This is a genomic window from Clostridium perfringens, from assembly GCF_016027375.1.
GTDB classification, from domain to species: Bacteria; Bacillota; Clostridia; order Clostridiales; family Clostridiaceae; genus Sarcina; species Sarcina perfringens.
Genome location: NZ_CP065681.1, coordinates 295,622 through 306,779, shown reverse-complemented (window position 1 = coordinate 306,779; position 11,158 = coordinate 295,622). Strand labels below are relative to the sequence as shown.

Here is an 11,158-nt window from a genome sequence, read left to right as displayed (position 1 = left end):
TAGTAAATTAAATATGTGCAATTTTGAAAGAACAAAAACTTTCAAAAATATGTTGACAAATTATTAGAGATTTGATAACATATACATGTCATCTGGTGATGATGCTCTTTAGGGTAACACCCGTTTTCCATTCCGAACACGAAGGTTAAGCCTATTGAGGCCGATAGTACTGCACGGGAGACTGTGTGGGAGAGTAGGTGGTTGCCAGGTAATATGGATCTTTAGCTCAGTTGGTTAGAGCAACCGGCTCATAACCGGTAGGTCCGGGGTTCGAGTCCCTGAAGGTCCACCATTTTTGGGGGTATAGCTCAGTTGGGAGAGCACCTGCCTTGCACGCAGGGGGTCAGGAGTTCGAATCTCCTTACCTCCACCAAAAACTCTAAACATTTGTTTAGAGTTTTTTTATTTTTCTTAAATATATTCAAATCTAAAATAAATCTATTGATTTAACTAATCTTAAAAGTTTTCCACAAAATTTTAAAAAGAATAACAAGTTATCCACAGAAAACAAATAAGTTATCTACATATAAGGAGTATTTAGTGGATAAATATTTTAACGGAAAGATAATATATAATAATTATCTTTATATGGTATAATTTACAGTATTAATATCTTTAATGAGAATAGAAGGTGAATACCTAAAGATGTCGTATAGAATAAAGCAATTTTTATGGGCTATTTCTGCAAATTTTAAAGAGTTAGATTATAGTTATGTAATATCAATCTTAAATGATTATGAGTTTAGCTTATTTAAGAGATTGAAAAAAGGAGAACAGTTACATTCTATAAAGGTTTCTAAGGATTGTGTTAATTTAGCTAAGAGGAAAGGAATAAATTTAGAGAGTGAATTAAAAATTTTTTCTAAGCTAGGATTATTACATGACATAGGAAAATTATATTATCCTTTAAATATAATAACAAAGTCATTTTTAGTGTTAGGTAAAAAAATATCTAAAAATAGAATAAGTAAATTTCAAAATATAAAACCAATATATATTTATTATAATCATGGTGATAAGGCATTTGATTATCTAAGGGAAGATGATTATGATAAGGAGTTTGTAGAAGCAATTAGAGGACATCACTCTATTAAATCTAGTGAAAACATATTGCTATGTATATTAAAAGAAGCTGATGATATGAATTAATTTTAATAATAGGTGCATAGTTTTTAAATAAATTTTATTAAAGCTAATATTCAGTATAAATTATGTTGAAATAATTTCAATTTATATTCTGTGGAGTTAAATAATTTACTTTAACTTTAATTATAAGGATAATACTTCATATAAATTTTATGTCTAGAAAATAAGCTATAATCTAAAGAATATTCTATATAAACTTATATTGCTTAGATTAAAACTCTATATAAATTATATTATTTAGATTTAAGACTTATATGAATTTTAGTTTTAGTGAAGTTTTATTTTATATATATGAAATGTCAAAATTTAAGGAGGGGAAGTTTTGAAAAATAAGATACTTAATACAGTTCTTATTAGTATCTTACTTCTAGTTGTAGTTTTTTTCGTTTCAACTAATTTTATTATTAATGTTCAATGGTTTAAGGAAGTAGGATATTTAAATGTATTTTTTACTAAGCTTATAGCTATATGTAAGTTATTTGTACCTATATTTATTTTATATTTTTGTGTAATAGCTATATATTTATTTACTTTGAGAAAAAGTATTAGAAGCTTGGTAGGTGATACTAAGTTTAAGTCAGTTAAGAAGTACTTTTTATTATCAAATTTAGTAATATCAATATTAGGAGCTGGAGCTACTGCCACAACTCAGTGGTATAAAATTCTTCAATTTACTAATGCGGTTCCTTTTGGAGAAGTAGATCCTATTTTTAATAAGGATATATCTTTTTATGTCTTTAAATTACCTTTAGTACAGTCTCTTTTTAGTACAGCTATTTCCCTAATAATTATTTTAGTTCTTATAACAGTTATTATATATTTAGCTTTAGGGTTTAAAGATAAAATTTATCAAAACAAGGATAACGTTATAAATATAAATAGTAAAACTTATGGAATAAGAAAGTTTGCAGGAAAACAACTAGCAGTTTTGGCTTCAGTATTATCACTGCTTATAGGGTGTAGCTATTTATTAAAGTCATATAATTTAGTTTATAGTACTAGAGGAGTATCCTATGGAGCTGGTTATACAGATGTTAAAATAACAATGATATTTTATAAGGTTATAGCTGTAGCTTGTGTAATATCTTCAATAGTAGTTTTTATTTCAATTTTAAAGCTTAAATTTAGACCTATTATAATATCAATTGCATCAATTGCTGTACTTATTGTTTTAGAGCCTGTAGTAGCCATTTTTACTCAACAGTTTGTAGTTAAACCAAATGAAATGGAACTTGAAAAACCTTATATTTCATATAGTATTGATGCTACTAAAAAGGCTTTTAATATTGATGAGATTGAAGTTAAAGAAATGGAACCAAACGAAAATATAACTAGTGAAAAATTAGAAGATAATAAAGATATCATTGAAAACCTAAAGGTTAATTCAACAGGACCTTTATTAAGTTTTTATCAGCAAGTTCAACTTATAAAAAATTATTATGAATTTAATGATGCAGACACAGATAGATATAATATAAATGGCAAATATACTCAAGTATTTGTATCTCCAAGGGAAATAAACAGAGATTCTATGACTACATGGCAAAATAAGCATCTTAGATATACCCATGGGTATGGCTTAGCTATGAGTAGGGTTAATAGTGTAACAGAATTTGGACAACCTGACTTTGTTATGAAAGATATACCGACAGTAAATACAACAGATATTAATCTTGAAAATCCAAGAATTTATTTTGGAGAAAGTGATAATGATTATGTTATTGTAAATACTGAAGGAGGAGAGTTTGACTATCCAACAGGAGATACTGAAAATACATTTAATTATAATGGAACTGGTGGATTAAAGATGACACCTTTTAATAGAGTGTTATTTAGTATTTATGAAAGAAATCCTAAAATATTAATGTCTAGTTCCATAACTTCAGAAAGTAGAATAATTCTTAATCGTAATATAGTTAAGAGGGTTCAAGAAATAGCTCCATTTTTAACTTATGATAGTGATCCATATATAGTAGTTCATGATGGAAGATTGGTTTGGATGATGGATGCATATACATCAACAGATAAGTACCCATTTTCAGAGCCTCATGAAGGAGTAAACTATATAAGAAATTCAGTTAAGGTTGTGATTGATGCTTTTAATGGAAATGTAGATTTTTATGTAACAGATGAGAATGATCCTATAATTAATTGTTATTTAAAAATATATAAAGGTTTATTTAAACCTTTGTCAGAAATGCCAGAGGATTTAAAGGAGCATTTTAGATATCCTCAAGACTTATTTGAATTACAAAGTAAGGTATTAACAAAATATCATGTAGATGATCCTATTAAACTATTTACTGAGGAAGATTTATGGGATAGATCACTAGAGGTTGTTAAGCATGGAGGAGAGAACCTAAGTCAAGGAGATGAAGGGAAGGAAGAATCTATTCTTAATAAGGCAAAAGAAAATAAAAACAATGAAGCTGAAAATGAAGGCCTTTATCTTATGACGAAATTACCAGATGAAGAAAATGTTGAAATGATGCTTCTAGATTATTTTAATATGAGAGGCAAACAAAGTATGGTAGCACTTTTAGGAGCTAGAATGGATGGAGATAAATATGGAGAACTAGTTATGTATAAATTCCCTCCTCAAAGAACTATATATAGTCCAATTTTATTTAAGAATAGAATACAACAGGATCCTAATATTTCTAAGGAAATAAGTCTTTGGGCTGGAAAGGGATCAGAGGTTATATATGGTGATATAATTATTGTTCCTATAGAAGATTCATTACTATATTTAAATACAATTTATTTAAAGGCAAATTCAGAAAATAGTATGCCTGAAATGAAAAGAGTAATTCTTTCTAATGGAGATAAAATAGTTATAGAAGAAAATATAGAAAAAGCACTTTTAAAGCTATTTAATTATAATTCATCTGAAGAGAATAAAAACTCAAATAAGGATGAAACTCCAAATACTGAAAAAACTTCAGATAAGAGTGGAGTAAAGGAAGCTGCTGATTTATTTAATAAAGCTATAGAAGCTCAAAAAAATGGAGATTGGGCAACTTATGGGGAATTTATAAATAAATTAGGAGATATTCTAAACAAAATATCACAAGAGTAAATTAATTATTAGTTCTTAAAAAATAACTAAGGACTAGTTAAAAATTTTATATTGTGATTTATATAAAATAAATTTGAGTATTTTAAGTGGATTTTTTTAATTTTAATTTATTAAGATTTTATAGAAATTTACTTGAATACTCTTTTTTTATATTGCTATAATTTTAGGAATGATTACAATAGTATATATATTTTATGATATAATTTTTAGTGGAATATATCTAAGAGCTAGGGGTGAAACATATGGATTATGATGTGTTGATATTAGGTGGAGGAATCATAGGATGCTCTGTTGCGTATGAGTTATCAAAGTATAACTTAAATATAGCTCTTATAGAGAAGGATTTTGATATTGCAGATGATGTTTCCTTTGTTAATACAGCAATTGTATATGACGGTTCTGAATGTAAGGACAATTTAATGAGTTACTTAGAGAATATGGGAAACATGATGTTACCTGAAATAACTAAAAAATTAAATGTTCCATTTAAGAGGGTAGGACATTTAACTATAGCTGATAATGATGAAACAGTTAGAATAATTGAAGAGAACTATAAGAGAGCTAAATCAAGAGGAATAAATAATATTTATTTAATTGATGAAAAAAGAGCAAGAGAAATAGAACCTAATTATAAAGGTGAAATAAAGAAAGCTATGTATTCAGAAAATATAGCTGTTACAAGTCCATATGATTTAGCTATAGGATTTGCTGAAATAGCTTATGATAATGGAGTAAGCTTTAGACTAGAGGAAGTAGTTTTAGATATTCAAAGTATAGCTAAAGGCTTTAAAGTAACTACAAATAAGAATAAATTTACTTGTAGATTTGTTATAAACACAACTCCAAGTGAACATTATACTATAGATCAAGATAAGGATTATGAACAAAAAAATGCTTTAAAAACATATTATCTATTATTAAATGATGAAATAAAAGAGAAAACATCAAATATAGTTGTTAAATTAAAAAATGAAGAGGAGTTTATAATTCAAAAGAATACTGTTAATGGGGATACTTTAATAGGAATAAACTCAAATAATTCATTAGGATTTATGAAATCATTAAAAATAGCTAAAGAGATGATAAATAGCATTAGTAGAAAACATGTTAAGGATATTTTTTATGATAATCATAATCAGGATAGACTAATTATAGATGATAGTAGAAAAAATAAGGGATATATAAAGGTTATGGGTAATCACTATGGAGAGGTTACTATAGCCCCAGCTGTATCTAAGATAATATGTGATGAGATAATAGATAAATTAAATTGTAGTTTAAATAAAAACTTTGTAGATAAAAGAAGGGAATTCTATCGTTTTAGAGAATTATCTAATGAGGAGAGAAATGAACTTATATCTTTAGATAAGAGGTATGGAAAGATAGTATGCCTTTGTAATGGTATTAGTGAAGGGGAAATTGTAGACTGCATAAGACGTCCACTAGGGGCAAGAACTGTTGAGGGTGTAAAAAGAAGAACAGGTGCTACCTTTGGAACTTGTCATGGAGCTTACTGTATAAGCAAAATAATAAATATATTAGCAAGAGAGCTTGAAAAAAAGCCAACAGAAATAGTTGAGGATTCAAAGAATTCCAAGGTTTTAGCATCTAGAATTAAGGAATTTGATAGAGTCTAAAGGGGTGGTTTAATGCATAAAGATATATTTACTAGTGTGGTAAGAGTTAGAGGATCTAAAAAATATAATGTAGTTCCTGTAAAAAGTAATAAACCAGTTGAGATATCTAAGTGGATTGATTTTTCAAATGTTTTAAGTAGATTATACGTTGGAGTGCCAACTAAAAGTGGAAATGTGGTATGCAAAAATATAATGAATACTGGCGTAGACATTATATGCACAAAAAATCTACCAAAAGATAGTTAAGAATTGACAAAAAGCAAATATTAAAGTATATTTTTTATATATTATGTTTAAATTAATAATAAACCGTTGATCAGGCTAGTAATGTTATATATTGCTTTCAGAGAGCTAGTGGTTTTGGTGTGAACTAGTACAATATTTTCATGAATCCACCTGTGAGGGACTGTGATGAGCAGTACGGAATTAACCGTTAAAGTTTTTAAGAGGATAAAATCTTTTTTTGATTTTATCAATTAGGGTGGCAACGCGGAGTCTTTTCGTCCCTTTTTATAGGGAATGGAGGCTCCTTTTTTATATATTTTTTTAGTTAATAAAATTTTAAATATAAATAAGGTTCTTGAAAGGAGAATGGCAATGTTAGATTTAAAAAAGTTAAGAAGTAATACTGAAGAAGTGAAAAAAGCTTTATCTAATAGAGGAGAAGACTTTGATGTAAATGTTATAGACGAAGTTATAGCTTTAGATGAAGAAAGAAGAAAAATTTTAGTTGATGTTGAGGCTTTAAAGAAACAAAGAAACGAAGTATCAGCTGAAATTCCAAAGAGAAAAAAAGCTGGAGAAGACGTTACAGAAGTAATGGCTGAAATGAGAGAAATAGGGGATAAAATAAAGGCTGATGATGCTAAAGTTGCTGAGTTAAACGATAAAATTAACTACATCATGCTAAGAATTCCTAATATACCAAACCCAGCTGTTCCAGAAGGGGAAACTGATGAGGACAATGTTGAAATAAAAAGATGGGGAGAACCTACTAAATTCAACTTTGAACCAAAAGCACACTGGGATTTAGGAACAGATTTAGATCTTTTAGACTTCGAAAGAGGTGGAAAGGTTGCTGGATCAAGATTTACAGTTTACAAAGGAATGGGTGCTAGATTAGAGAGATCTATAATAAACTACTTCTTAGATAAACACACATTTGAAAATGGATACACTGAAGTATTACCACCATACATGGTAAATAGAGATAGTATGACTGGTACTGGTCAACTTCCAAAATTCGAAGAAGATGCTTTCAAAGTAGAAAACAATGGATATTTCTTAATACCAACAGCTGAGGTTCCTGTAACTAATATGTACAGAAATGAAACTTTAGAGGGAGATAAACTTCCAATAAAACATGCTGCATATAGTGCTTGTTTCAGAGCAGAAGCTGGTTCAGCAGGAAGAGATACAAGAGGGCTTATAAGACAACACCAATTTAATAAAGTTGAGTTAGTTAAGTTCTGTAAACCTGAGCAAAGCTATGAAGAATTAGATAAATTAGTTCAAGATGCTGAATCTGTATTACAAGGTTTAGGATTACCATATAGAATAGTTAGAATATGTAAAGGTGATTTAGGATTCACTGCTGCATTAAAATATGATATAGAAGTTTGGATGCCAAGCTACAATAGATATGTTGAAATTTCAAGTTGTTCAAACTTTGAAGATTTCCAAGCTAGAAGAGCTAACATTAAATATAAAAATTCTCCAAAGGAAAAACCACAATTTGTTCATACATTAAATGGATCAGGGGTTGCTATTGGAAGAACTGTAGCTGCTATATTAGAAAACTATCAACAAGAAGATGGATCAGTAGTTATACCAGAAGCTTTAAAAGAATATATGAGATGTGATTTACTAAAATAATTACAGTTTCTTTTAGAAGAAATATATAATTAGATTTATGGTTATATATTAAAATAAATAAGTTTAGTATAGAGTTAAAAAACGGTATTTTAATACCGTTTTTTTTATTTTTGTGTCAAAAAATAAATCATTAACATAGTATAAATTAGGTGAAATAAAAGTGAGGTGTAATTATTATGGATAATTGTAAATATAACTATAAATGTAATTGTGAATGTAATTGGGATAAATATGAGGATAATTGTCATAAATGTAGAAAGTTAGAGAAAGTAGCTGAAGAGTTAACTAGAGAATCTGCTGAACTTAATGAAGCAGTTGAAGAAAAACTTGAAGGTGTAAAATATATTCAAAAAGAAATTGATGAATTAGAAGAAAGATTAGAATGTTTAAGAAAAAAACAAAAATCTTTATTCTGTGAAGCAATGGAACTAGATAGGGAATTAGACAAAACAGTTTTTGAAGCTTTTAAACACTTATTTGCTACAATTGAATGCTATAAAAAATGCAAAAATAATGAAAGACCTGAAAGACCAGAAAAACCTGACAAACCAGGAAGACCTGGATGTGGTTGCAAATATTGCTGTAAGGATAGATAATAAACTTATTTTTGTATAGGTTTTAAATTTTATATAAAAGATACTGTATTTAAATCAAATATAGTATCTTTTATTTTTATTTTTTTATAAAAAAAGTATTGACATAAATTTAAACCGTTGATATAATAATTATCGTACCGCGGAGAGATGGTCGAGTTGGTTTAAGGCACCGGTCTTGAAAACCGGCGTGCGTGTGAGCGTACCATGGGTTCGAATCCCATTCTCTCCGCCATTTTTTTTATAAAAAATAAAAATGGGATATTATGGAGAATTACTCAAGTGGCTGAAGAGGCTCCCCTGCTAAGGGAGTAGGTCGGGCAACCGACGCCCGGGTTCAAATCCCGGATTCTCCGCCAAAGCATCTAGTTTTACTAGGTGCTTTTATTTATGTTTAATGTAAAATAAAAAATAATTTGAAGAGACATTTACTTTATAGAGTATTTTAGATAAACTTCTTTATGTAATTAATAAGTCTTAAAAAAACAGGTTTAAGCAAAATATTTTTATAATTTATTAAATACAAAAATTGTTAATATAAAATTTATAGATAATATAATCTTGTTTGTAGTTAAAAATGTATAATTTAATTATATGAATTTTATTGGGAGGAGATATTTTGAAAGGATCATCAGGGCCAGTTAGACCTAAAAAACCAAAAAGATCAACAGCATATACACTATCTTTATATTTAGGATGGAGTAGTATTTTTGCAGCACTATACTTTTTTATTGTAGGATTACCTTTTTCAATTCCTGGTATTATTGCTGGTTACATAGCTTTTAAAAAGCACAATGAAGGTAAATTACCATTAATATTAAATATAATAGGATTTCTTTTAACAGTATTTACTTGGGTATTATTTATGAAGATACCATTAAAATAATTATTAAGAAAAAAGATACTATAATGGAATAAAAAATAGTATCTTTTTTTATAAAAAAATAGTTGACATATAAAATGAAAATGATATAATAATAAATGTGTCAAACATGGAGAGATGGTCGAGTTGGTTTAAGGCACCGGTCTTGAAAACCGGCGTGCGTGTGAGCGTACCATGGGTTCGAATCCCATTCTCTCCGCCACAAGTGGAGAATTACTCAAGTGGCTGAAGAGGCTCCCCTGCTAAGGGAGTAGGTCGGGCAACCGGCGCCCGGGTTCAAATCCCGGATTCTCCGCCAAAAGCATCTAGTTTTACTAGATGCTTTTTTTTGCTTAATTTTTATTTCTTTTAGAGAAGTCATGTTCTCTAAGACATTCCTTAATAAATAGCTTAAGCTTTTCATTATCTTCATTTAAAAGTTCAATAAAAGCTTCCTTAAAAACCTTTTTAAAAAATCCAGTAAGTAATATATAAATAATAAAAGTAAAAAATATAAAATAAAGAAATGTACTCATATAGATTTCCCCTCCTTAATTAAAAAATATTATACCATAAATTTGAATTTAAGTAATTAAGAGTAATTAAAATAAAGAGTTTTTATGAGATTTTATTAATTTAATATAATATTATTCTTAAGAAGAAGTAATTAAGTTATATTTATCTTTAATTAACTTTAAATTAGTTAGCATAGAGAATATATCAATGTAAGAAAAATATAAATATATATGAAGCAGTATTTTATGGAGTTATGAATGAAAGTTGAAAAACTAAATGATATTAAAAATAATTCTAAAGAAATTATTTTTAATAGTAATTCTAAAATAGTCTTATTTAGTGATTGTCATAGGGGAGATGGAACATATAAAGATAGTTTAGCTCCTAATATCAACATTTATCTATCAGCTATAAGGTATTATTATAAAAATAAATTTACTTATATAGAAGTTGGAGATGGTGATGAATTATGGAAGTTTAAAGATATACAAGAGATATATGATATGAATTATGAGATCTATGAAGTTTTAGAAGAATTTAAAGAAAAAAATAGACTTTATATGATATATGGAAATCATGATAAGGATAAGAGTAAAATAAAGTTTTTAAGGAAAAACAAGAGAAGAAATAGATTTAATCACTCTGCTTCAGATTTTTATAGTACTTTAGAGATATATGAATCTTTAGTACTAGTGCATGAAGAAAGTAAAAAAGATTTTTTTGTAATTCATGGTCATCAAATAGACTTTTTAAATAATGAATTAGCCTTTTTATCAAAATTTTTAGTGAGATATGTCTGGGCTATTTTAGAGGCTTTTATGGGATTTAAAGATCCTACAAGTCCTGCAAAAAGTAATAATAAAAGAAATTTATTTGATGAGAAAATAAGTAAGTGGGCAGAGGAAAATAAAACTAGAGTTATTTTAGGACATACGCATAAAACACTATTTCCTAAGAGTAGGAATGAATCAACATACTTTAACATAGGGTGCTGTGTATTACCTAGAACTATTACAGCTATAGAAATTGAGAGGGGCGAGATTTCACTTATAAAGTGGACAATAAAGGCTGATGAAAAGGGATCACTTTTTGTTGGAAGAGATATTATAGGTGGACCTATTAGAATAGAAAATTATTAAAGAAAAAACTCTAATGTTATACACAAAAAACATTAGAGTTTTATATTTTCTGTTGATAATTTCAATTTTTATGTTAATAAATTATATTTTAATTATCATTCTTTCCCTTAGCTTTTACTTCTTTATGGTGTGCTTTTTTCTCTTTTTCTTCTCTCTCTTGCTCTTCAAGAAAACATGCCATTGGATTGCCAAGCTTAGTTTCAATTTCAGCTGTAGTATCCATAAATTTTTTGAAAGTATCACCTATTTTCATTTAAAACACCCCTTATTGGTTAATAACCATCTTTATGATTATTTATGATTTCACCATT

At 27.9% G+C, this 11,158-nt stretch carries 10 protein-coding genes, 6 tRNA genes, 1 rRNA gene and 1 other annotated feature; of the genes, 15 read left to right on the top strand and 2 right to left on the bottom strand.

What is annotated here, in order from left to right:
• The first annotated feature begins 91 nt into the window (after positions 1-91).
• The 14 genes from rrf (at position 92) to I6G60_RS01525 (ending at position 9,511) form a co-directional block, all read left to right on the top strand.
• Positions 92-210 (top strand): 5S ribosomal RNA (gene rrf, locus I6G60_RS01590).
• A gap of 5 nt (positions 211-215) precedes the next feature.
• Positions 216-292, top strand: a tRNA-Ile gene (locus tag I6G60_RS01585).
• Between the two features lie 5 nt (positions 293-297).
• Positions 298-373 (top strand) — tRNA-Ala (locus tag I6G60_RS01580).
• A 272-nt stretch (positions 374-645) separates the two neighbouring features.
• Positions 646-1,149, top strand: coding sequence for an HD domain-containing protein (locus tag I6G60_RS01575; protein WP_025648869.1), 504 nt, complete (start codon positions 646-648; stop codon positions 1,147-1,149).
• Positions 1,150-1,468: 319 nt separating this feature from the next.
• Positions 1,469-4,225 carry a UPF0182 family protein gene (locus I6G60_RS01570; protein ID WP_164808904.1) on the top strand — a complete coding sequence of 919 codons (2,757 nt, stop codon included), beginning with the start codon at positions 1,469-1,471 and terminating at the stop codon, positions 4,223-4,225.
• A 242-nt stretch (positions 4,226-4,467) separates the two neighbouring features.
• Positions 4,468-5,862: an NAD(P)/FAD-dependent oxidoreductase gene (locus tag I6G60_RS01565; RefSeq protein WP_003458179.1), complete on the top strand. Its 1,395-nt coding sequence runs from the start codon at positions 4,468-4,470 to the stop codon at positions 5,860-5,862.
• Positions 5,863-5,874: 12 nt separating this feature from the next.
• Positions 5,875-6,108, top strand: coding sequence for a DUF1667 domain-containing protein (locus I6G60_RS01560; RefSeq protein WP_003450903.1), 234 nt, complete (start codon positions 5,875-5,877; stop codon positions 6,106-6,108).
• A gap of 57 nt (positions 6,109-6,165) precedes the next feature.
• Positions 6,166-6,373: a binding site (T-box leader), on the top strand.
• 86 nt (positions 6,374-6,459) lie between these two features.
• Positions 6,460-7,737, top strand: coding sequence for a serine--tRNA ligase (serS, locus tag I6G60_RS01555; RefSeq protein ID WP_003450982.1), 1,278 nt, complete (start codon positions 6,460-6,462; stop codon positions 7,735-7,737).
• Positions 7,738-7,913: 176 nt separating this feature from the next.
• A complete protein-coding gene (locus I6G60_RS01550) occupies positions 7,914-8,333 on the top strand; it encodes a hypothetical protein (RefSeq protein WP_003450960.1) in 420 nt (139 codons plus the stop codon).
• Between the two features lie 141 nt (positions 8,334-8,474).
• A tRNA-Ser gene (locus I6G60_RS01545) sits at positions 8,475-8,565 on the top strand.
• A 33-nt stretch (positions 8,566-8,598) separates the two neighbouring features.
• Positions 8,599-8,689, top strand: a tRNA-Ser gene (locus I6G60_RS01540).
• Between the two features lie 260 nt (positions 8,690-8,949).
• Positions 8,950-9,216 carry a hypothetical protein gene (locus I6G60_RS01535; protein ID WP_003450912.1) on the top strand — a complete coding sequence of 89 codons (267 nt, stop codon included), beginning with the start codon at positions 8,950-8,952 and terminating at the stop codon, positions 9,214-9,216.
• Between the two features lie 108 nt (positions 9,217-9,324).
• Positions 9,325-9,415: transfer RNA gene (locus I6G60_RS01530), tRNA-Ser, on the top strand.
• 5 nt (positions 9,416-9,420) lie between these two features.
• Positions 9,421-9,511 (top strand) — tRNA-Ser (locus I6G60_RS01525).
• Between the two features lie 34 nt (positions 9,512-9,545).
• On the opposite strand, the gene I6G60_RS01520 is transcribed toward I6G60_RS01525, so the two are convergent.
• Positions 9,546-9,728 carry a hypothetical protein gene (locus I6G60_RS01520; protein WP_003450940.1) on the bottom strand — a complete coding sequence of 61 codons (183 nt, stop codon included), beginning with the start codon at positions 9,726-9,728 and terminating at the stop codon, positions 9,546-9,548.
• A 237-nt stretch (positions 9,729-9,965) separates the two neighbouring features.
• Between I6G60_RS01520 and I6G60_RS01515 the strand changes: the two genes are divergently transcribed.
• A complete protein-coding gene (locus I6G60_RS01515) occupies positions 9,966-10,847 on the top strand; it encodes a metallophosphoesterase (RefSeq protein ID WP_003450881.1) in 882 nt (293 codons plus the stop codon).
• 88 nt (positions 10,848-10,935) lie between these two features.
• Here the strand turns inward: I6G60_RS01515 and I6G60_RS01510 are convergent, their stop codons facing one another.
• Positions 10,936-11,100, bottom strand: coding sequence for a hypothetical protein (locus I6G60_RS01510; RefSeq protein ID WP_003450864.1), 165 nt, complete (start codon positions 11,098-11,100; stop codon positions 10,936-10,938).
• Between the last annotated feature and the right edge of the window lie 58 nt (positions 11,101-11,158).